Annotated in this window: 13 protein-coding genes, 2 tRNA genes, 3 rRNA genes and 1 pseudogene; 1 reads left to right on the top strand and 18 read right to left on the bottom strand. The window is 57.7% G+C overall.

Going from position 1 to position 24,449, the window contains the following annotated elements; genetic code table 11:
- Window positions 1–12: 12 nt before the first annotated feature.
- From RHM69_RS15765 to RHM69_RS15775, 3 genes are read right to left on the bottom strand one after another with little or no spacing between them, the layout of a single operon-like run.
- The gene (locus tag RHM69_RS15765; protein WP_137271368.1) at window positions 13–960 is read right to left on the bottom strand and encodes a LysR substrate-binding domain-containing protein; all 948 of its coding nucleotides are present in this window, start codon (window positions 958–960) and stop codon (window positions 13–15) included.
- Complete coding sequence (locus tag RHM69_RS15770) at window positions 960–1,808, bottom strand: EamA family transporter (protein WP_003194121.1); 849 nt, start codon at window positions 1,806–1,808, stop codon at window positions 960–962. The genes RHM69_RS15765 and RHM69_RS15770 overlap by 1 nt, the downstream gene beginning before the upstream one ends.
- Before the next feature lie 53 nt (window positions 1,809–1,861).
- Window positions 1,862–2,809, bottom strand: coding sequence for a TauD/TfdA family dioxygenase (locus RHM69_RS15775; RefSeq protein WP_200600172.1), 948 nt, complete (start codon window positions 2,807–2,809; stop codon window positions 1,862–1,864).
- A 148-nt stretch (window positions 2,810–2,957) separates the two neighbouring features.
- Here RHM69_RS15775 and RHM69_RS15780 point away from each other — a divergent pair.
- A pseudogene (locus RHM69_RS15780) lies at window positions 2,958–3,053 on the top strand (DUF3077 domain-containing protein); the annotation flags it as partial.
- 155 nt (window positions 3,054–3,208) lie between these two features.
- Here the strand turns inward: RHM69_RS15780 and RHM69_RS15785 are convergent.
- The 15 genes from RHM69_RS15785 to ilvC form a co-directional block, all read right to left on the bottom strand.
- Entirely contained in the window at window positions 3,209–3,697 is a 489-nt protein-coding gene (locus RHM69_RS15785; RefSeq protein WP_014719919.1) for an OmpA family protein, read from the bottom strand.
- Window positions 3,698–3,702: 5 nt separating this feature from the next.
- Entirely contained in the window at window positions 3,703–4,965 is a 1,263-nt protein-coding gene (locus RHM69_RS15790; protein ID WP_020302524.1) for a diguanylate cyclase domain-containing protein, read from the bottom strand.
- Window positions 4,962–5,528: a YfiR family protein gene (locus RHM69_RS15795; protein ID WP_014719921.1), complete on the bottom strand. Its 567-nt coding sequence runs from the start codon at window positions 5,526–5,528 to the stop codon at window positions 4,962–4,964. The genes RHM69_RS15790 and RHM69_RS15795 overlap by 4 nt, the downstream gene beginning before the upstream one ends.
- 132 nt (window positions 5,529–5,660) lie before the next feature.
- Entirely contained in the window at window positions 5,661–7,739 is a 2,079-nt protein-coding gene (gene recD, locus RHM69_RS15800) for an exodeoxyribonuclease V subunit alpha (RefSeq protein ID WP_200600175.1), read from the bottom strand.
- Window positions 7,736–11,407 carry an exodeoxyribonuclease V subunit beta gene (recB, locus tag RHM69_RS15805; protein WP_200600176.1) on the bottom strand — a complete coding sequence of 1,224 codons (3,672 nt, stop codon included), beginning with the start codon at window positions 11,405–11,407 and terminating at the stop codon, window positions 7,736–7,738. Before recB ends, recD begins: the two co-directional genes overlap by 4 nt.
- A complete protein-coding gene (recC, locus tag RHM69_RS15810) occupies window positions 11,404–14,856 on the bottom strand; it encodes an exodeoxyribonuclease V subunit gamma (RefSeq protein WP_020302528.1) in 3,453 nt (1,150 codons plus the stop codon). The genes recB and recC overlap by 4 nt, the downstream gene beginning before the upstream one ends.
- 159 nt (window positions 14,857–15,015) lie before the next feature.
- A 5S ribosomal RNA gene (gene rrf / locus RHM69_RS15815) occupies window positions 15,016–15,131 on the bottom strand.
- A gap of 151 nt (window positions 15,132–15,282) precedes the next feature.
- Window positions 15,283–18,174, bottom strand: a 23S ribosomal RNA gene (locus tag RHM69_RS15820).
- Window positions 18,175–18,421: 247 nt separating this feature from the next.
- Window positions 18,422–18,497: transfer RNA gene (locus RHM69_RS15825), tRNA-Ala, on the bottom strand.
- Between the two features lie 30 nt (window positions 18,498–18,527).
- A tRNA-Ile gene (locus tag RHM69_RS15830) sits at window positions 18,528–18,604 on the bottom strand.
- Between the two features lie 81 nt (window positions 18,605–18,685).
- Window positions 18,686–20,222 (bottom strand): 16S ribosomal RNA (locus RHM69_RS15835).
- Together the 16S, 23S and 5S rRNA genes with 2 tRNA genes alongside form the textbook arrangement of a ribosomal RNA operon.
- Window positions 20,223–20,710: 488 nt before the next feature.
- Window positions 20,711–21,331, bottom strand: coding sequence for a protein-methionine-sulfoxide reductase heme-binding subunit MsrQ (msrQ, locus tag RHM69_RS15840; protein ID WP_020301783.1), 621 nt, complete (start codon window positions 21,329–21,331; stop codon window positions 20,711–20,713).
- A complete protein-coding gene (msrP, locus tag RHM69_RS15845) occupies window positions 21,331–22,344 on the bottom strand; it encodes a protein-methionine-sulfoxide reductase catalytic subunit MsrP (RefSeq protein WP_032902680.1) in 1,014 nt (337 codons plus the stop codon). Before msrP ends, msrQ begins: the two co-directional genes overlap by 1 nt.
- A gap of 63 nt (window positions 22,345–22,407) precedes the next feature.
- Window positions 22,408–23,265, bottom strand: a complete 858-nt coding sequence (gene pssA, locus RHM69_RS15850) for a CDP-diacylglycerol--serine O-phosphatidyltransferase (RefSeq protein WP_014719927.1) — start codon at window positions 23,263–23,265, stop codon at window positions 22,408–22,410.
- Between the two features lie 144 nt (window positions 23,266–23,409).
- Window positions 23,410–24,426: a ketol-acid reductoisomerase gene (gene ilvC / locus RHM69_RS15855; RefSeq protein ID WP_003194132.1), complete on the bottom strand. Its 1,017-nt coding sequence runs from the start codon at window positions 24,424–24,426 to the stop codon at window positions 23,410–23,412.
- Window positions 24,427–24,449: the final 23 nt, after the last annotated feature.

Here is a 24,449-nt window from a genome sequence, read left to right on the forward strand (position 1 = left end):
TCCTTCCCACATTTAAACCGCGCCAGCCCCGGCAATTTGCGGATACCGAGCCTGAACTTCGCGCAGAAACTCACCCGCGCTGTTCTTGAGCCATTCAATCAGCCGAGCAATATCCGGCTCCGACTGACGCCCGTTTCGACAAATGACGTAGTAGGCCGCAGGGGACATCATCACAGGGCTATTCAACGCAACTAACGCACCGTCTTCCAGTTGGTCATACACCAACGCAGTCCTGCCCAGCGCAATCCCTCCGCCCTTCACCGCCAGGCTGATCGCCAAGCTCGAATCCGGAAATCTCGGCCCATGGTGATAAGGCGGCGCCGCCAGCCCCTGAAACGCAAACCAACTTTCCCATCCCGGACACACCTGATCGTCCACCCGATGAATCAGCGGATTGCGGGCGACATCCTCCAGCGCGATATCACCCTTCAACCGCAGAAACTCCGGCGAACAAACGGGGAACACCGCATCGCGCATCAGTAATTCGACATGATGATCCGGGTAGTCGCCGTACCCCATCACCACCGCGACATCATATTGATGAGCCTCCAGGCTGGCGCGGTTCATGTCGGCGCTGGTCAACACCAGATCTAGATTGAATGAGGCCTCAGTGTGAGAACCGTGCATCCTGGGGATCAGCCATGTCGAACAGAGAGAAGACGTGCATGAGAGGTACAGCGGTTGGGATTTACCGGGGTTGAGCGAATGCAGCACCCCATCCAGCGATTTGAAGAAACCATCGGTAACCGGCAACAAAGCCTGCCCTGCCACCGTCAGTTTGACGCCACGCGAGTGCCGCTCAAACAACGACACGCCCCACCACTCCTCCAAGCCCGCAATTTGATGGCTAATGGCACTGGCGGTGAGGTTAAGCTCAGACGCTGCACGCGCAAAGCTACCGGTTTGCGCAGCGCTGACGAACGCTTGAAGCATAGGAGTGGGTGGCGGACGCTGGGCCATCAGGTGCTCACTTTGATCAAGATGATCCCGCAAACAATGACGAACGCCGAAAGCATCCGTCGCCAACCGAACCGTTCATGAAAGAACAGCGCGGCAATAATGGCGCCGATAATAACACTGGTTTCCCGCAGAGCTGAGACCTTGGCCACCGCGTCCAGCGACAAGGCAAACAACACCAATCCGTAAGACGCCAGGTAAAAAACACCGCCTAATAGCCCAACTCGCCAGTGCCCACGTATCGCACGAGCCAAGGTTGAACGCTCTTTGGAAAACGCCAGCATCGGGATCGGGATACTTTGGAATACTGTCAGGTAAATAATGTACTGCAGCACCGTCTCACTGGCTCTTACACCTTTAGCATCCACCACCGTGTAAGACGCAATAAACGCACCGGCGCACACCGCCATCAGGATCGGCTTGAATATCTGCGCCGTCATCCTGCGCACAAAGGTCAAGCTGATAATCCCCACACAAATCAGCAACACTCCCGTCAACGCCTGGGAGGACAACTGTTCATGCAGCAGAAAGTAAGAAAACAGCACGACCAATACGGGCGGCACCCCACGCATCACCGGGTAAACCTGACCGAAGTCACCCGTTTCGTACGCTTTAATCAAAAATAGCCGGTAGACCGTATTGAGCACCACAGAGACGAGTATATAGCCCCATACCTCCAGGCTAGGCACACTGACAAACGGCAACGCCAGCAGGCATATCACTAGCGCGGTGCCGTCGACCATGGCCAAGGTCATGAAGCGACTGCTACCGGCGCGAACTACGGCATTCCAAGTGGCGTGCATAAAGGCAGAGACCAAGACCAACGTGATCGCAATATCGGAGGTGTCCATGGGGCTCGGCTTATGGCGGATATGGGAGGACTTACGTTATGAATACCGAAGCATCATTGTTTGCGTAACCACAGCCGTAGCATATAACGATTCAGATCACTCAAAGGCTCAGCATCATTGATCTCGGAACGAGGAGCGTTCATTTCAATGAAGTTCGTACGCGTATGCAGAAACTTGTTATCGGCTGAAATAAGCACTTGCCCTGGCTCCAGCAGTACTCGATGCTGAACCGATGACTGATCGAGAACAGTATCCAGAAAGTCCAGTGCCTGGGTTTGAGCTGCTGTTAAAGGCACTCCTGCCTTAAGGTGAGCTGACTCAATGTAGACTCGAAAGTATCTGATCAGTGGAATACCTTCACTGGAAAAGTAGAGGATGGGGGCTTTAAACAGTTGCTCATCCTCTGACATGCCGCGATTCTCAAAAAAGAAGTCGCATTTGAGCTCTTCCAATACGTCTGGGAACGCCATCAACTCCGCGTATACCGCGCTTGCATCGATGAGAATGCTCTCACCTCCTAAAAGTGCTTTCTGTCCACAGGCCAGGATCAAGTAATCGATAGGCAGCGGGTCGCTCACACCATCGTTATGTATATAGGCGCCTTGACGGGTCTGATGGTATCTCGCACCTGCCTCAATGCTTTTGCCACCTCGGTCATAAACCTCAATCACTTTATGACCAAGATGATTCTGTACCATTGGGACACCGAGTAAGGAACTGAATGTCCACACCAGAGATTTGAACGTTGAAAGTTTATCCACCTTAAAGCCATCGAGAATCAAGACATGACTTTCATGATCGATCATATTTCGTATTCTATTCAGCTCCTCTCTCAGCACGCTTGACTGTAAAGGATTAATGTAAGCGACCTTGGTATCGAATCTAACACCTTGACTTACAGTCTCGAATAACTCCCTTACCGTCAATAGCTCAGAAAATGCATCTTTTGAAAGCCTGACTTTAGATCCTCCCTGGCGAAAATGACTGACATTCATATTCATCGCAATCCTGTACGGTAGTTACTCATAGCGTCCATTTAACTAAGCCCACCATTTGCGAAAAAGCGAAACTTCATCAGCCCAGCCATTAAAATTCGTCATGACAGGTTTTTCCTACAGAGAAAACTCCTAATGGTCGTTGGTAGGTTTTCGCGGCGACCAATACGCATGGGCCGCGCATTATCTGTATGAGAGGGGCAAAGCCGTGGTGGATGACTTGCCGCAGGCGATGACACCGAGCCGTTGAGCGAACAATCTCGCGAGCACACCGCAGAACAAATGTGGGAGGGGGCTTGCTCCCGATATAGGTGTGTCAGTCACCAGTTGTATTGGCTGACACACGGCTATCGGGGGCCTCCTCCCACAATAGATTGCGTTTCGGGTTGAGGCGGGCGAATTGCCTTAGTCCGCGATTACTACAATTGACACCCGGCGATTCTCGGTGCGGCCTGCTGTGGTCGTATTCGGCGCCACCGGCTCGCTGCTGCCCAGGCCGCGCAGTTGGATGTTTTCTTCTTTCATGCCCACGCGGGTCAGCACCTTGCCCACGCTTTTGGCGCGGCGCAGGGACAGTGCCACGTTGTAGGGTTCTTTGCCGGAGGCGTCGGTGTGGCCGTCGACACGCACACGCTCGATACCCGCGCCTACCAGGGCCTGGCCGATGCGTTCGACGATGTCGGTGCTGGGTTTGTTGAGGGTTTCGACGTCACTGCCAAACAGCACTTTGCCGGACAGGCCGAAGGCCCAGCCTTCATCGGTCAGCTCGAAGCCTTGTTGTTTGAGCACGGCGACTTGCGCCGGGGTCAGGCCTTTGGGTGGCGTCTGGCAGCCGCTGAGGGCCAGGAAAGCGACGAGTAAAGAAACAAATAAAATGCGTGTGTTAGCGAACAAGGGAATCAACTCCTGTGTTGAACGTTGACGACGGGATGCTCCGACTCCGCCGTTTGCTGGCCGCCCGAGGACAATCGTTTGGCCTGGTACATCGCCGCGTCGGCGGCGTTGAGCAAGGTGCCGGGAGTGGCGCCATGCTCGGGATAAATGGCAATACCGATACTGAGGGAGGTCAACACCTGGGTGTCTCCAGGCAGTGGAATCGGCATGTCCATGCTGGCAATGATTTTGTCGGCGATGCGATGGGCGTCTTCGGCCTTGTGCAGGGGCGCCAGTAATACCGCGAATTCATCACCGCCCAGGCGCGCCACCAGGTCGTCCTCGCGCAGTTGCGCCCGCACGCGGTCGGCAACGGCCACCAGCACGGCATCGCCAGCGGCGTGACCGAAGCTGTCGTTGATGTCTTTGAAGCGGTCGCTGTCGAGGAACAACACCGCCACCCGCTCGTTGACCTTGGCGGCGCTGCGCAAGGCGCGGATCAGCCGGCCTTCGAAGAACGCGCGGTTGGGCAGGCCGGTGAGGCTGTCGTGGCTGGCCTGGTGGGCCAGGGTTTCGTTTTCGCTTTGCAGGTGGCTTTGCCAAGCCTCCATCTCACCGAGCAGGGCATTGAAGTCGCTGCCCAGGCTGTCGAGCTCGGCGATCTGCGCCGAGGGTACGCGGCGGTCGAAGTCTCGTTCGCTGCGGGCGGCGTGGGCGACGGCGGCCAAGCGTTGCAATGGCACGGTGATGCCATTCAATAGACGCCGCGACAGGTGCAATGCCACCCAGGCGCTGAGCGCTGTGCAGATCAAAATCCCGACCAGACCGCTGAGCAAAAAGCGCAACAGGCTGCCACCGTGGCCGACCAGGTGGATGCTGCCGACAGTTTGCCCCTGGCGCAGAATCGGCTGGCTGATGGGCTGTTCGAGCAGGGCGTGCGCTATTTGCAGCTCGACCCGTGACAACATGCCGGTTTCCGGGCGAACCCAGCGCGCCAGCAGCTTGCCGTTGATATCAAATACTTCTGCCTGGGCCACTTCTTCGGTGGAGGCAATCAGGCTCAGGGCTTCGGTGGCCGCCGCGCTATCGTTGAACACCACGGCCGCTTCCACGGTGTAGTTGATGGAGCGGGCGATCAGGTGCAGGTTGTGCTCGGCGTAAACCCGCAGGGCCAGCACGCCGAGCAGGGTCAGGGAAACACTGGCCAGGGTCACCGCTACCAGCGCCAGGATCATATGCCCGCGGGCAATCACCGAACGCAGGGTCGGCCGCACTTTATCGCGGCTCATGAGCCAGGCGCTCGACGGCGAGACAACTGCAACACACTGGGATGGATACGCACGCCGCTGCGGGCGACGGAATCCAGATTGACCTCGAATGACACCTGCTCATCGCTGACCCGCAGGCAGAACAGGCTGCCCACCGTGCATTGGTCGCCCCCTTCGCTGATGCTGAGCACAGGGTGGCCAATCAACGAAGTAAACAGGCGGTTGCGTTCGTCAGGCGTGATTTTGCCGATGTAGATGGCGTCGCAGGCATTGACGATATCCGGATGATCGACCAGCAGGCGCCGCACCCGCACCGGACGACCGGTGGCCTGGGTAGTGCCTTTGACCAGGTCATCGGTGTACTGAGTCGGCCCGACAATGCACAGCCGCAATTGCGCAGGCTCCACCGGCCACCGCGCGTAGCTGAGAATACCCAGCACGACCTGGGTGACCGCCTGGGCGCGCTGCTCGGCGAGGCTGGGCGTCTGCGCCCATACCTGCGGCGCGAGCAGGCACAGAACCGCCACCCGCAACATGCGTCTCCAGCTCAAACTGCGCTCTGTGGGCGAGACAGCCACGTTCATGCAGCACTTCTCTCAGGTATTTTCCAGGGTGATGCCGCAACGATAGCACAGCGGCGGGAACCCCCGCGCAGCACGGCTGGCACGGGGCCTACTATTTTTTCAGAAAAATCAGACATCTGAATCAGAAATATTTCATGACCTATCAGTCAGTTTTTCCGGTGCGGCGTCCAACTCCAGCATCAACCCGCTCAAACGCTTGACCTTGCGCCGTACCGCCTCTTCAAACACGCCACCCCGGGGCTCGATCAAGCTGAACCAGCGCTTGGCGCGGGTAATACCGGTATAGATCAATTCTTTGGTCAGCACCGGGTTCAAAGCATCCGGCAGGATCAGCGCCGTATGGATGAACTCCGAGCCCTGGGATTTGTGTACGGTCATCGCATACACGGTTTCGACATCATTCAAGCGGCTGGGCAGCACGAAACGTACGCCACCCTGGCCATCGTTACGTGGGAAGGCCACGCGTAGCACGTGGGGGCCGCCATCGCTTTCGGGCAGTTTCAGCGCGATGCCGATGTCCCCGTTCATCAGGCCCAAGCCATAGTCGTTACGGGTCATCAAGACCGGACGGCCCTCGTACCACTGCTCGTCGCCTTCGATCAGGCGGACTTTGCGCAGGGCCGCGGTGATGCGCTGGTTCAGCCCTTCAACCCCCCAGGGCCCTTTGCGCACGGCACAGAGCAATTGGAACGCATCAAAGGCTTGCAACAATTGTTGCGCCCAATAGGTCCAGGCCGGGTCATCGCGCGGCGTATCCAGAGGTGGACGTGCCGATTGCAGCAGGTTCAGGTAGTAGCGATAACCCTGGGCGCCGTCGCCCTGCCCGTCCAGCACCAAGCGCTCAAAGCCGTGGTCATGCTCGCCCTTGAGGCTTAGGCAAAACAGGTCGTCATGACGGCGCGCGGCCAGCAACTGACGTGCCTCTTCGGCATTTTGCTGGTTGACCCAGCGCGCCAGCTGGCCGATGCCGCTGCCTTCGCCGAAACGACGCGAATAGCGCAGCATCACCACCTGCTGGGCCAGGGGATGACGGGCATCGAGGTCTTCTTGCAGGCCGCTGGCACTGAGGTCTTCGCCGCTGACCGCTTGCAGCCATTGCAGAGTCTGCGGACTGTACCAGCCGGCTTCGGCGTCACGGCACAAATCGCCGAGTACCGCACCGGCCTCCACCGACGCCAACTGGTCCTTGTCGCCCAGCAATACCAGACGCGCATGGGGCGGCAAGGCATCGAGCAGGTTGGCCATCATTTCCAGGTCAATCATCGAGGCTTCATCCACCACCAGCACGTCCAGCGGCAATGGATTACCCAAGTGATGCCGGAAGTGGCGGGTGCCCGGACGGCTGCCCAACAGGCGATGAACCGTGGTGACCTGGGTCGGGATTTTTTCCCGCACGTCGTCGGGCACTGTCAGTGACAGCACTTGCTGGCTGATGGATTCGGTCAGGCGCGCAGCGGCTTTACCGGTGGGCGCAGCCAGGCGAATACGCAACGGGCTGCCGGACTCCACAGCGGGTGCCTGCAACAACGCGAGCAGGCGCACCACGGTGGTGGTCTTGCCGGTGCCGGGGCCGCCGGTGACGATACTGAAGGCGCCGCGGGTTGCCAGGGCACAGGCAAGCTTTTGCCAGTCAATTACACCGTCGGGCGCCGGTTGGTCGAACAGGCGGTTGAGGCGTTGTGGCAAATCGGCAGCTGCGGGCTCCACGTTCGCAAGGCGCAGGCGCAGGGCGCGGTCGATACGTCGCTCGTAGGTCCAGTAGCGGCGCAGGTACAGGCGCTTGCCAGACAACACCAACGGACGACTCTGGGCCGCGTCGCTGCCATCGACCGCCAGCGCTACCAATGGGCTGCACGCCAGGGCATGGCACCAATGGGCAACGTCCAGGTCGTGCAGCAATTGCGACGGCAGCAGCATGGCGCCAGTGTGCAGGTCGCCTTCGGGCGGCAATGACAGGGCGAAGTCCGGCGCCTTGAGGGTTTCGAACAGGTCAAGGCAGACGTGACCATGGCCCAGTTGATGGCTGGTCAAGGCGGCCGCCAACAAGACCAAGGGGTCGGCCTGGGCGTCAAGCTCATGCAGGAAGCCGACGAAGGCTTTGTCCAGGGCCCGCAACCAGCCACGCTCGACCCAACGCTCAAGCAACTGCACCAGGTCGGTGGCGCGACTCAGCGGTGCCAGCTCCTCTAGCGGTAACGGCGACAGGCTCATAGCAACACTCCTTGTTCCCAGACGGGCTCGACCTTGGGCGGGATAGGCTTGCCCTGGAACAGCAGATCCAGACTTTCGATCAGCTCGCGGGGCGGCCGGGTAAAATACGCCCCCTGGCTCACCGACTGGGTGCCACGCAGAAACAGGTACAGGGCGCCGCCGACGTGCTGGTCGTAGTCATAATCAGGCAGGCGCGCCTTGAGCTGGCGGTGCAGGGCCAGCAGGTAAAGTACGTATTGCAGGTCGTACCGATGCTCAAGAATCGAGTGCTCCATGGCTTGCTGGGTGTAGGCCGAATCGTCGGGGCCGAGCCAATTGGATTTGTAGTCCGCCACGTAGTAGCGGCCATCGTGTTCGAACGTCAGGTCGATAAACCCCTTGAACATGCCGTTGAGCAGCACCGGCTCAGCGGCCACACGGGAAACACCGCCGTGGGTGTGCAGGCACACCAGTTTGTCGAGGGCCAGCACATCGACTGTGTGACTGGCGAACCAGAACTCCATTTCGATCTGGTACTGCTGAAGGCCGCTTAAGGTCACGTGGTCGTTGTACAGCGGCAACGGCGTTTGCAACAGATGACCCAGCCAGCCGCTGAGGGTGACGATCCAGCCTTCCCAGTTGCGGCGGTTACAACGTGCGCCCACGGCTTTTTCGATGGCCTCGGGCGTCACGTTGAAACCCTCTTCACCGGCCCACTCCAACAAGCCGTGGAGGAAGGTGCCTGGATTAGGACCGCGTGGGAAACGATGAATATCACCGCCGGACGCCACCACTTCCCGTGGCGCATCGGGGTCGAGGCGTTCGTCATCGAACAGTTTCTGGGCCTGGGGGCTTTCCGGTGCTTCAAGACTGGCGGCGCTCATGCTGTCGCCAATGCGCAAGGCACTGTAGGAAGCAATCCACCAGTTTTCCGTGGCCTTACGTTCAGGCAGCAATGGTGCGAGCAGGGTCGCTTGATTGCGCGGCGGGTGGAACAGGATGTCTTGGGCGTCCGGCACATGGTCATAACCGATGGCCGCGCAGCCTTGCTGCAAGTCCAGCAACCAGCGCGCCAGACCCGCTGATTCGCCCAACGACGCGCCAGCACCAAGCAAATAGCCCAACGCCGACAGGTGCAAGACCGAGCTGCTGTTATTGCCGCGCTTGAGGTCGGCGATGCCTAGCCAGCAGGCGTGTTTGGCGCGGGTCAAGGCCACATAGAACAAACGCAGGTCTTCGGCCAGGCGCTCATCGTCGGCTTGGGCGATCAGCTCGGCCGTGGGTCGCAGGCTGACGTGGGACTTGCCCTGTCCATCGTGGTAATGCAGCGGCAAGCGACTGCCGTCCACAGGCTTGGCCGAACAGATGAACGGCAAGAACACCAGGTCGTATTCCAGGCCCTTGGATTTGTGGATGGTCACCACTTTGACCAGTTGCTCGTCGCTTTCCAGGCGCAGGATCTGCTCTTCACCGGCCTGTCCCGACAGCGCCAGATGCTCGGCCAAATGACGGATCAACGCCTGCTCGCCATCCAGTTCCGAGGCGGCCTGTTGCAACAATTCACTGAGGTGCAACAGGTTGGTCAGCACCCGCTCGCCATCACTGCGGGCGATGAGGGTTTGCGGCAGCTTGAAGTCGTGGAGCAGGCGACGCAGCATCGGCAACACGCCTTGGGTACGCCAGATGGCACGGTAGCCACGGAACTGCATCACCCGTGATTCCCACGCCAGTTCGTCCTGATTCAGACGCTCCAGCTCCGATAGGGACAGGTTCAGGGTGACGCAGGCCAGGGCGGCACGCAGCGGGCGTTCGACATCGGGTTCGGCGCAAGCCTTCAACCAGGCCAACAGGTCATGGGCTTCCTGGGCGGCAAACACCGAGTCTTTATCCGACAGGTACACACTGCGCACGCCACGGCTGGCCAGTTCGGCACGCACGGCCTGGGCTTCCTTGCCATCGCGCACGAGGATGGCGATGTCTGACGGCAACACGCCCTTGAGGTTACCCTCTATTACAAAGCCCGCCGTGCCTTGCTGCCCACCGTTGAGCAGCGCAACGATTTGCGTGGCGCAGGCGGCGGCCAGGTGTTGACGGTAAACCACGTTGGAAATCGGCTGGTCGGTGGGCAGGTGCCAAAGGTTCATGGCCGGCATTGGTTGGCCGTCGACCTGCAGGTGTTCGCTGCGGCCTTGGGACAGCACCGGGTGAAACGGCACCGGGTTATCCCCATTGGGCTCACGGAACAGGAACGCACCACGACCGGTTTCCGCACGCTGGAACACGTGATTCACCGCCTCGACCATCGCATGGCTGGAGCGGAAGTTGGTGCCCAGGGTGTGATGACGGCCGGTGGTAGATTGCCGGGCGCGCAGGTAGGTGTAGATGTCGGCGCCGCGAAAGGCGTAGATCGCCTGCTTGGGGTCGCCGATCAGGAACAGGCCGCTGTCGAGGTGGTTTTCTTCGATGCGGTAGATGCTGTCGAAGATGCTGTATTGCACCGGGTCGGTGTCCTGGAATTCATCGATCAGGGCCACCGGGAATTGCTCGCGGATCACGCTGGCCAGGCGCTCGCCACCGTCTGCCTGGAGGGCGGCGTTGAGGCGGATCAGCATGTCGTCAAACCCCATCTCGGCGCGGCGACGTTTCTCTTCCTCGAAGCGTTTGCCGACCCAGCCGGCAGCGTGTTGCAGCACCGCCGCGTCGGGCGTTGGCAAGGCGTCGAGGCTGGCTTTGAGGCTGGCCATGGCCTCGATGCCAGGGTGCTGCGGCGGCTCGCCTTTCCACGCTTCGGCCATGCCGTCAGGCGTCAGGCGGGTGAAGCCGGTGCCGATGTCCAGTTGTTCCAGGGTTTCGTCAGCGGCCCAGGCGCTGATCTTTTCGAACCAGGGCTCGAAGTAGCGCGCTTGCATCTTGCGCCCATCGACCGCCTTGGCGGCCACGGCTTGCAGGCAGATATCCCGCAGCTCGGCGGCCCATTGTTGCCAGGGTGCCTTGAGAGCAACCAGCGCGGCACGACGTTCTTGCAGGCAGGCGGTGATCAGTTCGGCTGGCTCGCGGGTTTCGTCGGTGGGCCGCTCGCTGCCGAACAACGCACGCACCCGTGGCATCAGCGCCGCGGGGCCGCCCCAATGGTTGCGCACCCAGTTGAGGGCATCGTCGTGCATTGGGTAGCAGAACAATCGCCAGTAGTCGCGCAGCACTTCGCCCAGCAGGTCGCTATGGTCAGTTTCCAGGGTCTGGGTGAACAGGCTGCCGCTGTCGAACGCATGTTCGCGCAGCATGCGCTGGCACCAACTGTGGATCGTCGAGACGGCGGCTTCATCCATCCATTGGGCGGCGATGTCCAGCCGATTGGCGCAGGCGGGCCATTGCTGCGGTTCATATTGCTCACGCAGGTCGGCAATCAGCGCATCAGGCTGCTCGATTTCGTCACGGAAAAAGCGCGCGGCTTCGGCCAGGCGGATGCGGATGCGTTCACGCAGCTCCTTGGTGGCGGCGTCGGTGAACGTCACCACGAGGATTTGCGGTGGCAGCAGTTCGCGGCCGAAACCGGACTCACCACCGCCGTGGCCGAGCACCAAGCGCAGGTACAAGGCGGAGATGGTGAAGGTCTTGCCGGTGCCGGCACTGGCTTCAATCAACTGGCTGCCTTTGAGCGGGAACGCCAGGGCCAAGGGTTTGCCGATCATGCGTCAGCCTCCGTGCTGGAAAGCGATCGCCAGGGGGCGTTGATCAGCGGGCGATACAGGGTTTCGCACCAGCCTTCGAACTCTTCACTGGCGACCAGGGCCGCGTAGTCGGGAAATTGCCGCGTAAGGGCAGGCGTTTCGCGGCGTTCGCCGTCTGTGGTGATGCCATCGCCTTCATAGGCTTTGCTCGCTGCCGCTTGGGCCTTGGCGGGGTCAGTCTGGCCGAGCCAGGCGAACGCGGTTTTCACTGCGACCGGTAGCGGCGCGCTCATTCCCGTGTGCCAGGCCAACAGCAGGTTACCGAGGATGTCCTCGGCGCCGGCCTTGTCCAGTGGGGCCAACAACAAGGTGTCGTCACTGGCTACCAGGCCGGTGCTCAAGGGCAGGCCACAGGCGCAGGCCACCACGTGATTGACCCAAGGGCGGATGAGGCGGTGCCACTTGCGTGTCTTGATCGAGCCAATACTGTTGGGGATGGTGGTGACGCTTAACAATCCGCCATCACTGCGTCGGTGCAGACCGCTGATCCAACCTTCCAGCTGGATACCTTGGTACGCAAAGCTGATCGGTTCAGCGCCAGTATGCGGGGTGGGCCACAGCGCTAGAAGGTGTTGATAGCGTTGCACCAGGTCCGGCAACGGCTCGATCAACTCGTTACGCAGGCATTCACCGAAACCGACCATCGGCAGCAGGCCGCTGCCTTGCAGGCGCAGGGCCTGGGCGTTGAGCGCCTGATCGAGTTGGTCGGGTTGGGTGAGTGCCGCGTTCAGCAGGCTGTCGCTTAAGCTGTAGCGTTGCAATGCGTCCAGCACGAAGGGTTCTTCATCAGCCAGGGGCACTTCAGCGGCTTCGAAGAATACTTTCAGGCGCTGGCTGAAGAAGTGTTTGACCGGATTGCGCAGGAAGTCCTGTAACTGGCCAAGGCTCAGGGGTTCTTCCTGTTGGTGAGGGGTCAAGCCTTGCTCTTGGGTGATGACCGCCGGTGCCTGATGCAGCAATTGCCATTCGCGGGCATAGCTGAACAGCGAATCGCCTTCGTGGAAGTAGCGTGCGCTGAAGGGTTGCAGCGGGTGCTCTTGGGTCATTGCGTCGAGCAGCGGCTGATCATTGTTGGCGTGCTGCCAGCCGCTGGCCAAGTGGTCGCGCAGTTGGCCGATCAGTACCGAGGCCGGGCGATCACTGTTGTCACGGATGCTGCGGCCTACCCAGCTGATATACAGCTGGTCACGGGCTGACAGCAGCGCTTCGAGCAGTAAGTAGCGGTCGTCTTCACGGCGAGAACGGTCGCCGGGGCGGTAATCGCTGCCCATCAGGTCAAAATCCAGGGGTGGCTGGGCCCGCGGGTAATCGCCGTCGTTCATGCCGAGCAGGCAGACCAGCTTGAACGGGATCGCACGCATGGGCATAAGCGTACAGAAATTGACCGCTCCCGCCAGGAAGCGCTGGGACAGGCGCCCCTGATCCAATCCGGCAAGCCATGCCTCACGTACTACCGTAAGAGGTAACTCGTCTTGCAAGCCGACGGATTCGCAGGTTTCCAGCCAGGTTTCTCTTAGCTGTTCGAGCTGGCCCAGCAGGTAGTCATCGTGCTCGCTGCTGGGCAGGAAAAACAGCTGCATCAACCGTTGTAGACGCTCGCCCCAGGCCTGTGGCGCGGCGGGTTCTGATAGCGCTTGATGGGCATCGTGCAAGGCGTCGAGCAAGCCGACCAGCGGGCCGATCAAGGCCGCATCGAGGCCACCGATTTCGTCATAAGGTTCAATACCGTCGCAGGCCGTGCCGGTGCCGACGGCATAGCCCAGCAGCATACGGCGCAGGCCGAATCGCCAGCTGTTCTGCTCCAGTTCCGCGGGCAGGCCCAAACCGGCGCGTTGCTCGGCATTCAGGCCCCAGCGGATGCCGGCCCCTTCGATCCAGCGATGCAAGGTGGGCAGGTCACGCTCTTTGATGGCGAAGCGTTCGCGCAGGGCCGGGACGTCGAGCAGGTCGAGGATTTCGCTGACGGGGAAGCGGCTGTCGGGGAGTTTGAGCAGGTGCTCCACAGCAATCAACAGCGGGTCGCGGCCACGTTGACCTTGGTCTGTGAGGGTGAAGGGGATAAAGCGTGGGTCATGGCGTTCGAGCTGGCCGAAGACCGCGCGAATATGCGGTGCGTAGCTGTCGACGTCGGGGACCATGACGATGATATCCCGAGGGCGCAAGGTGGGGTCGGCGCTGAAGCGATGAAGTAATTGGTCGTGGAGGATTTCTACTTCGCGCTGGGCGCTGTGGGCGATATGGAAACGGATCGAAGTATCGCGTTGCAAGTCGACAGCGGGCCACCGTTCACGGGTTTCATTCAACGGGCGCAGTTCAAGGATATCGTCCTGGAGTTGGTTGAGCAGCGTGGTGGGTTCGCTGTCGCTGAACAGGTCGATACGACCGTCGCGAAATGCGGCGCGGTAGCTGTTGGGATCATCGTAGCTGTCCAGCAGACTGATGTAATCACGGCCCTGCTTGCCCCAGGCAGCGAGCAGCGGATGGGCGTGCTGGTGCAAAGTTTGTGGGTCGATAGTGACGGGCATGCCCGCTTTGCGCGCCTGGCGTTTGTATTCGTTACGCAGCAAGTCCTTGTCAGCGACGATGTCCGACCAATGATGGCGGCAGGGGTTATGCACGCAGAGCAGGACCTGGCTGAAACGGGCCAGACCCGCCAAGGCTTCCAGCGCCTGGGCCGGCAGCGATGAGATGCCGAAGACGATCACCCGGGGAGGCAAGCCGGGCGGTGCTTGTTCAAGGCTGTTGATGCGCTCGATGAAACGCTGATGTACACCGGCCCGACTTTCGGCCATGCCTGCTTCACCCACATCCAGCAGCAGCGCGCGCCACAGCTCGGCTTGCCAGCAGTTGGCTGGGTTGAGCGGTTTGGACTCACCTCGACCATTGCGCAGTTGGTGCCGACCTGCGGCCCAATCTTCCAACCAGTCGGCACGGTAGACTTGGTATTGGTCGAAGAGGTCAGCCAGGCGCTCGGCGAGTTGGTAGCGTTTGCGCAGGTCGGTGTCTTGCGTCAGGAAGCGTTGCAGAGGTTCGAAGTGCGGTTGGTCGATCAGCTCGGGTAACAGACGCATGAGGCGCCAGGTCAGCGGGGCTTTATCAAGCAGGGACTTGGGCGGGATTTCGTCGCGGCCCAGGACCATGCGATAGAGCTGCCACATAAAGCTGCCAGGCAGTTGTACGTCGATGGCTGCGGCAATGCCACAGCCGCCCATATCATCTTCTTGCGGATCTTCAGCCAAGGCCAGCTTCAGCCACTGGGCGATGCCGTTACTTTGTACCAGGGCGATTTCGTTTTCCAAAGGCGCCAGTGGGTAACGGCGCATCCAACTGACCACCAGGCTGCGCAGTTCGTCCAGGCGGTTGCCGTGAACCACCATGAATCCAGGGCTGAGGGACGTCGCGTCCGGCATAACGGCTTCCTTGGGAAAAGCAAAATCGAGGGGTGGACTTTAGCACTGTGGCGCACGGGGCGGGCACAGCCTGACAGGCGTGCGGGGACAAGGCGGACACTTTTCGAGCGCCCAAAACAAAACCCCAACTGCTTTCGCAATTGGGGTTTCGGAATTTAATCTTGACGATGACCTACTCTCACATGGGGAAACCCCACACTACCATCGGCGATGCATCGTTTCACTGCTGAGTTCGGGATGGGATCAGGTGGTTCCAATGCTCTATGGTCGTCAAGAAATTCGGGTACTGAGTCGTGGCCAGCTGGCCTCGCTTCAGCAAATTGGGTATGTGATAGTTTCGGTGTTTTGTGAGCGTCGAACTTTCGGTTCATCTTCGTCTTCACACACCGCAATCTGGCCTTTCGACTCAAATTGCTTGGGTGTTATATGGTCAAGCCTCACGGGCAATTAGTATTGGTTAGCTCAACGCCTCACAGCGCTTACACACCCAACCTATCAACGTCGTAGTCTTCGACGGCCCTTCAGGGAACTCAAGGTTCCAGTGAGATCTCATCTTGAGGCTAGTTTCCCGCTTAGATGCTTTCAGCGGTTATCTATTCCGAACATAGCTACCCGGCAATGCCACTGGCGTGACAACCGGAACACCAGAGGTTCGTCCACTCCGGTCCTCTCGTACTAGGAGCAGCCCCTCTCAAATCTCAAACGTCCACGGCAGATAGGGACCGAACTGTCTCACGACGTTCTAAACCCAGCTCGCGTACCACTTTAAATGGCGAACAGCCATACCCTTGGGACCGGCTTCAGCCCCAGGATGTGATGAGCCGACATCGAGGTGCCAAACACCGCCGTCGATATGAACTCTTGGGCGGTATCAGCCTGTTATCCCCGGAGTACCTTTTATCCGTTGAGCGATGGCCCTTCCATACAGAACCACCGGATCACTAAGACCTACTTTCGTACCTGCTCGACGTGTCTGTCTCGCAGTCAAGCGCGCTTTTGCCTTTATACTCTACGACCGATTTCCGACCGGTCTGAGCGCACCTTCGTACTCCTCCGTTACTCTTTAGGAGGAGACCGCCCCAGTCAAACTACCCACCATACACTGTCCTCGATCCGGATAACGGACCTGAGTTAGAACCTCAAAGTTGCCAGGGTGGTATTTCAAGGATGGCTCCACGCAGACTGGCGTCCACGCTTCAAAGCCTCCCACCTATCCTACACAAGCAAATTCAAAGTCCAGTGCAAAGCTATAGTAAAGGTTCACGGGGTCTTTCCGTCTAGCCGCGGATACACTGCATCTTCACAGCGATTTCAATTTCACTGAGTCTCGGGTGGAGACAGCGCCGCCATCGTTACGCCATTCGTGCAGGTCGGAACTTACCCGACAAGGAATTTCGCTACCTTAGGACCGTTATAGTTACGGCCGCCGTTTACCGGGGCTTCGATCAAGAGCTTCGCGTTAGCTAACCCCATCAATTAACCTTCCGGCACCGGGCAGGCGTCACACCCTATACGTCCACTTTCGTGTTTGCAGAGTGCTGTGTTTTTAATAAACAGTCGCAGCGGCCTGGTATCTTCGACCGGCATGAGCTTACGGAGCAAGTCCTTCACCCTCACCGGCGCACCTTCTCCCGAAGTTACGGTGCCATTTTGCCTAGTTCCTTCACCCGAGTTCTCTCAAGCGCCTTGGTATTCTCTACCCAACCACCTGTGTCGGTTTGGGGTACGGTTCCTGGTTACCTGAAGCTTAGAAGCTTTTCTTGGAAGCATGGCATCAACCACTTCGTTACCTGAAAGGTAACTCGTCATCAGCTCTCGGCCTTAGAATCCCGGATTTACCTAAGATTCCAGCCTACCACCTTAAACTTGGACAACCAACGCCAAGCTGGCCTAGCCTTCTCCGTCCCTCCATCGCAATAACCAGAAGTACAGGAATATTAACCTGTTTTCCATCGACTACGCTTTTCAGCCTCGCCTTAGGGACCGACTAACCCTGCGTCGATTAACGTTGCGCAGGAAACCTTGGTCTTTCGGCGTGGGTGTTTTTCACACCCATTATCGTTACTCATGTCAGCATTCGCACTTCTGATACCTCCAGCAAGCTTCTCAACTCACCTTCACAGGCTTACAGAACGCTCCTCTACCGCATCACTTACGTGATACCCGTAGCTTCGGTGTATGGTTTGAGCCCCGTTACATCTTCCGCGCAGGCCGACTCGACTAGTGAGCTATTACGCTTTCTTTAAAGGGTGGCTGCTTCTAAGCCAACCTCCTAGCTGTCTAAGCCTTCCCACATCGTTTCCCACTTAACCATAACTTTGGGACCTTAGCTGACGGTCTGGGTTGTTTCCCTTTTCACGACGGACGTTAGCACCCGCCGTGTGTCTCCCATGCTCGGCACTTGTAGGTATTCGGAGTTTGCATCGGTTTGGTAAGTCGGGATGACCCCCTAGCCGAAACAGTGCTCTACCCCCTACAGTGATACATGAGGCGCTACCTAAATAGCTTTCGAGGAGAACCAGCTATCTCCGAGCTTGATTAGCCTTTCACTCCGATCCACAGGTCATCCGCTAACTTTTCAACGGTAGTCGGTTCGGTCCTCCAGTTAGTGTTACCCAACCTTCAACCTGCCCATGGATAGATCGCCCGGTTTCGGGTCTATTCCCAGCGACTAGACGCCCTATTAAGACTCGCTTTCGCTACGCCTCCCCTATTCGGTTAAGCTCGCCACTGAAAATAAGTCGCTGACCCATTATACAAAAGGTACGCAGTCACCCAACAAAGTGGGCTCCCACTGCTTGTACGCATACGGTTTCAGGATCTATTTCACTCCCCTCTCCGGGGTTCTTTTCGCCTTTCCCTCACGGTACTAGTTCACTATCGGTCAGTCAGTAGTATTTAGCCTTGGAGGATGGTCCCCCCATATTCAGACAAAGTTTCTCGTGCTCCGTCCTACTCGATTTCATGGCTAAGAGATTTTCGCGTACAGGGCTATCACCCACTATGGCCGCACTTTCCAGAGCGTTCCGCTAATCTCAAAGCCACTTAAGGGCTAGTCCCCGTTCGCTCGCCACTACTAAGGGAATCTCGGTTGATTTCTTTTCCTCAGGGTACTTAGATGTTTCAGTTCCCCTGGTTCGCCTCTTGCACCTATGTATTCAGTACAAGATAACCATCTTATGATGGCTGGGTTCCCCCATTCAGACATCTCCGGATCAAAGTCTGTTTGCCGACTCCCCGAAGCTTTTCGCAGGCTACCACGTCTTTCATCGCCTCTGACTGCCAAGGCATCCACCGTATGCGCTTCTTCACTTGACCATATAACCCCAAGCAATCTGGTTATACTGTGAAGACGACATTCGCCGAAAATTCGAATTTCTCAGTTAAGAGAACTCACAAATTTTACCTTAGCCTGATCCGTTACCAGTGAAAGTAACGTTCAGTCTATCTTTCTATCACATACCCAAATTTTTAAAGAACGAACTAGTCAAAGACTAGAAATCAACATTCACCATCACAACGATGGAATGCTCATTTCTAAGCTTTATACAAACAGAAGCAGTAGTGGTGGAGCCAAACGGGATCGAACCGTTGACCTCCTGCGTGCAAGGCAGGCGCTCTCCCAGCTGAGCTATGGCCCCGTATTTCTACAGGCGTTTCCCACACAAAATTGGTGGGTCTGGGCAGATTCGAACTGCCGACCTCACCCTTATCAGGGGTGCGCTCTAACCAACTGAGCTACAGACCCAATTTCGGGCTGCTTCTTTCGTCTTCTTCAATGAATCAAGCAATTCGTGTGGGAACTTATGGAGCAGCTGATGTCGTCGATTAAGGAGGTGATCCAGCCGCAGGTTCCCCTACGGCTACCTTGTTACGACTTCACCCCAGTCATGAATCACACCGTGGTAACCGTCCTCCCGAAGGTTAGACTAGCTACTTCTGGTGCAACCCACTCCCATGGTGTGACGGGCGGTGTGTACAAGGCCCGGGAACGTATTCACCGCGACATTCTGATTCGCGATTACTAGCGATTCCGACTTCACGCAGTCGAGTTGCAGACTGCGATCCGGACTACGATCGGTTTTATGGGATTAGCTCCACCTCGCGGCTTGGCAACCCTCTGTACCGACCATTGTAGCACGTGTGTAGCCCAGGCCGTAAGGGCCATGATGACTTGACGTCATCCCCACCTTCCTCCGGTTTGTCACCGGCAGTCTCCTTAGAGTGCCCACCATAACGTGCTGGTAACTAAGGACAAGGGTTGCGCTCGTTACGGGACTTAACCCAACATCTCACGACACGAGCTGACGACAGCCATGCAGCACCTGTCTCAATGTTCCCGAAGGCACCAATCTATCTCTAGAAAGTTCATTGGATGTCAAGGCCTGGTAAGGTTCTTCGCGTTGCTTCGAATTAAACCACATGCTCCACCGCTTGTGCGGGCCCCCGTCAATTCATTTGAGTTTTAACCTTGCGGCCGTACTCCCCAGGCGGTCAACTTAATGCGTTAGCTGCGCCACTAAAAGCTCAAGGCTTCCAACGGCTAGTTGACATCGTTTACGGCGTGGACTACCAGGGTATCTAATCCTGTTTGCTCCCCACGCTTTCGCACCTCAGTGTCAGTATTAGTCCAGGTGGTCGCCTTCGCCACTGGTGTTCCTTCCTATATCTACGCATTTCACCGCTACACAGGAAATTCCACCACCCTCTACCATACTCTAGTCAGTCAGTTTTGAATGCAGTTCCCAGGTTGAGCCCGGGGATTTCACATCCAACTTAACAAACCACCTACGCGCGCTTTACGCCCAGTAATTCCGATTAACGCTTGCACCCTCTGTATTACCGCGGCTGCTGGCACAGAGTTAGCCGGTGCTTATTCTGTCGGTAACGTCAAAATTGCAGAGTATTAATCTACAACCCTTCCTCCCAACTTAAAGTGCTTTACAATCCGAAGACCTTCTTCACACACGCGGCATGGCTGGATCAGGCTTTCGCCCATTGTCCAATATTCCCCACTGCTGCCTCCCGTAGGAGTCTGGACCGTGTCTCAGTTCCAGTGTGACTGATCATCCTCTCAGACCAGTTACGGATCGTCGCCTTGGTGAGCCATTACCTCACCAACTAGCTAATCCGACCTAGGCTCATCTGATAGCGCAAGGCCCGAAGGTCCCCTGCTTTCTCCCGTAGGACGTATGCGGTATTAGCGTCCGTTTCCGAACGTTATCCCCCACTACCAGGCAGATTCCTAGGCATTACTCACCCGTCCGCCGCTCTCAAGAGAAGCAAGCTTCTCTCTACCGCTCGACTTGCATGTGTTAGGCCTGCCGCCAGCGTTCAATCTGAGCCATGATCAAACTCTTCAGTTCAAACATCTTTGGGTTTTTAAGAAACCCTAAACTTGGCTCAGCAATCGTTGGTTACATCTTTGATTTCTCGCGGAGTAACTTGTGATGCTGATAATCTTGTTGACTATCAGTCTGACTCCACAAGCACCCACACGAATTGCTTGATTCAGTTGTTAAAGAGCGGTTGGTTAAGATCTTTCGTCTCAACCGAGGCGCGCATTCTACAGCAGCCTCATTTGCTGTCAAGTGGTTATTTTCAGAAGTTTTCGAAGATTTCTTCAACAACTTCAACCACTTGCGCTTGCGATCTCTCGTAAGCGGGAGGCGAATTCTACAGCGTTACACGCTGCTGTCAACACCTCTTTTTCAACTTCCTTTTGGCTTCGATGAACTGAAGCAACTTGCTGTCGAGAACTGCGTAACTCATTGTTTACCAAGGAGTTTTCCGTTTCGACTGCGCCGGAAGTGGGGCGAATTATAGGCTTCCAGAATCTGCCGTCAAGGCTTAATTACGCTTTTGTGGCAGAAGGCGCTTTTTTAGCAATAAGGCGAGGGATTCGACGCATTACCGGCGGCACCCGCATCAACAGAAGTAGCGCACCTATAGACGCGTAGATGGCCCACTCCTTCAGGTCCGCCCGCACTATCCATAGCATGTGCAGCAAACCGAGCCCAAGAATCACATAGACCAGACGATGCAGTTTCTTCCATCGACTCCCCAACCGACGCTGGCTATAGCGGTTCGACGTGACGGCCAAGATAAGGAGAGCAACAAACCCCAGCGCCCCCACAATGATGTAGGGCCGCTTGCTCAACTCTACGCCGAGCTGCGACCAATCCAGCCCCAGGACAAACACACAATAGGCCGCCAGGTGCAGCACAACATAAGCAAAGCACCACAGCCCCAACTGTCGCCGCACCGCTATCCACCCCGCCCAACCGCTCAATTTCTGCAGCGGCGTCATAGCAAGCGTGATCAGCAATAAAATGAGCGTCCCCAAACCCAGGCGATCAACGAGCACCTTGCCTGGATCAGGCCCCAGCGCAGAGCTCCACGCTTCATACAGCCAGAGCAATGGCCACACTGCTGCGGCTACAAACACGCCGATGCGCCAGATGGGATAGCGCATCAGTAGTTCTTCCGCAGATCGAGGCCTGCATATAAAGAAGCGACCTCATCCGAATAGCCATTGAACATCTGCGTCTGGCGCACATTCGGACTGAACAGGCCGCTCGGCAGGCGGCGCTCCCGCGCCTGGGTCCAGCGCGGATGATCGACCGTAGGATTCACATTCGCATAAAACCCATACTCATCGGCAGCAATACTTTGCCAGGTCGTTTTCGGCTGCTCACTGACCAGACTGATACGTACGATGGACTTCACACTCTTGAAGCCATACTTCCACGGCACCACCAAGCGCAACGGCGCGCCGTTCTGGTTAGGCAACTCCCGCCCATACATGCCCACAGCGAGGATCGCCAAAGGATTCATCGCCTCATCCAGGCGCAGCCCTTCCACATAAGGCCAGTCGATCAAGCCGAAACTTGAGCGTTGCCCAGGCATGCTCTTGGGATCCTGGAGGGTTTCAAAACGGATGTACTTGGCTTTGGAGGTTGGCTCGACCTGCTTGAGCAACGCCGAGATGGGAAAGCCTATCCACGGAATCACCATGGACCATGCCTCGACGCAACGCAGACGGTAGATGCGCTCTTCCAGCGCATAGGGTTTCATGAAGTCCTCCAGGGCATAGCGCCCAGGTTTTGCGACTTCACCATCAATCACCACACTCCAGGGCTGCGTCTTGAGCGAGCCCGCATTCGTTGCCGGGTCGCCCTTGCCTGTCCCGAACTCATAGAAGTTGTTGTAGTGAGTTGCATCCTTGAATGGCGTGATGGCCTCATCTTTGACCGTCACCGATTGCCACTTCGTGTTCGGAAGTTTTTCCGTAAACCAGTTGGGCGCGCTGCCCGGCTCGACGTCGGCATACCGCGAAGCATCGCTCGCACTGGCCCAACGCGGCAAGCTGCTGGCGGCAATACCAGCAAGCGCACCACCGAGCAGGCTGCGGCGAGAGAGATAGAAGGATTCAGGCGTGACGTCCGATTCGTGACAATCGGACGCTTTGGGTAATTTGATTAACATGGTAACTCCGCAGCGTTGGAGAACTGATGCACCAATAGACTGCGGAGTATGGGGGAAATTACATTAAGACAATGTTTTGTCCCGACGCAGACGCAACAAGTACTGAATCGGACCCGAAGCGGCGTAGGCCAGGAACGCCAGCAGCAGGATACGCGGTGGATCACTGAACACGACCGCGAACACCAGCACCACCACAAGGATGGCCACGAAAGGCACGCGCCCTTTGAGGTCAAATTCCTTGAAGCTGTTGTACTTGATGTTGCTGACCATCAGCATGCCGGCCGCTGCCACCATCAGGGCAACCAGGAACGACATCTTCGATCCCTGAATCCCGTAATCACTGAACGCCCAGACAATCCCCGCGACAACACCCGCCGCTGCCGGGCTGGCAAGGCCGATGAAGTAGCGCTTGTCGGCAGTCCCCACCTGGGTGTTGAAGCGCGCCAGGCGCAAAGCGGCACCCGCGACATAGATGAAGGCAACCATCCAGCCAACCTTGCCCATGTCACCCAATGCCCAGGCAAATGCCAGCAATGCGGGGGCAACACCGAAGGCGACCATGTCCGACAGCGAGTCGTACTCGGCGCCAAAAGCGCTTTGAGTATTGGTCATGCGCGCCACGCGACCATCCAGGCCGTCGAGCACCATGGCCACGAAAATTGCGATAGCAGCAAAGCCAAAGTATTTGCTGGCACTCGCCGCATCACCCGCCGCCAGCGCGCTCTGGGCACTCATGGAGTTGATGATGGAGTAGAAGCCGGCGAACAGGTTCGCCGTGGTGAATAGGTTGGGCAGCAGATAGATGCCACGATGCCGGACCTTGCGGCCTTCGGCGTCATGCCCTTCTTCGACATGTTCATCGATCGGCAGCATGCTTTCGGCGTCGGAAGCCTGGTTTGGCTCTTCGGGACGTTCGCTCATGGACTTTACCTTGCAACGGTGTGAAAAAATTCGACAGATACTTGCAGCGAGTGTTCGCCTGCAAACGATGCAGCTTTATACCAGAACCAACCCCTCAAACGAAAAAACGCGGCCTAAGCCGCGTTTTCCCTTGATGCGTACGACTTAGTTCTTGGCTTTGTCGACGATCTTGTTGGCACCGATCCACGGCATCATGGAGCGCAGTTGCTCGCCGATGACTTCGATACCGTGAGCGGCGTTGTTACGACGCTTGGCGGTCATCGAAGGGTAGCCGGTAGCGCCTTCGCTGATGAACATTTTGGCGTATTCGCCGTCCTGAATACGTTTCAGGGCGTTGCGCATGGCCTGGCGGGACTCGGCGTTGATCACTTCAGGGCCCGTCACGTACTCGCCGTATTCGGCGTTGTTGGAGATCGAGTAGTTCATGTTGGCGATGCCGCCTTCGTACATGAGGTCAACGATCAGCTTGAGTTCGTGCAGGCATTCGAAGTAGGCCATTTCCGGCGCGTAGCCAGCTTCAACCAGGGTTTCGAAACCGGCTTTTACCAGCTCAACGGTACCGCCGCACAGAACGGCTTGTTCGCCGAACAGGTCGGTTTCGGTCTCGTCCTTGAACGTGGTTTCGATGATGCCGGTACGACCGCCACCCACGCCAGCAGCGTAGGACAGTGCAACGTTCTTGGCGTTGCCCGACGCATCCTGGTAGATCGCGATCAGGTCGGGGATACCGCCGCCTTTGACGAACTCGGAACGCACGGTGTGGCCCGGTGCTTTCGGCGCGATCATGATCACGTCGAGGTCAGCACGCGGCACAACCTGGTTGTAGTGAATCGCGAAGCCGTGGGAGAAGGCCAGGGTAGCGCCCTTCTTGATGTTCGGCTCGATTTCGTTCTTGTACAGCGAGGACTGGAACTCGTCCGGGGTCAGAATCATGACCAGGTCGGCAGCCGCGACAGCAGAAGCAACGTCGGTCACTTTCAGGCCATGGGCTTCAGCCTTGGCTACGGTGGCCGAACCTTTGCGCAGGCCAACGGTGACGTCAACGCCGGAGTCTTTCAGGTTGCACGCTTGGGCGTGGCCCTGGGAACCGTAGCCGATGATGGCGACTTTCTTGCCCTGGATGATCGACAGGTCACAATCTTTATCGTAATAAACTTTCATGAGGTTCCTCTATATATCCAGGC

Origin of the sequence: Pseudomonas sp. CCI1.1 (assembly GCF_034348165.1) — a bacterium.
Classification (GTDB): Bacteria; Pseudomonadota; Gammaproteobacteria; order Pseudomonadales; family Pseudomonadaceae; genus Aquipseudomonas; species Aquipseudomonas paracarnis.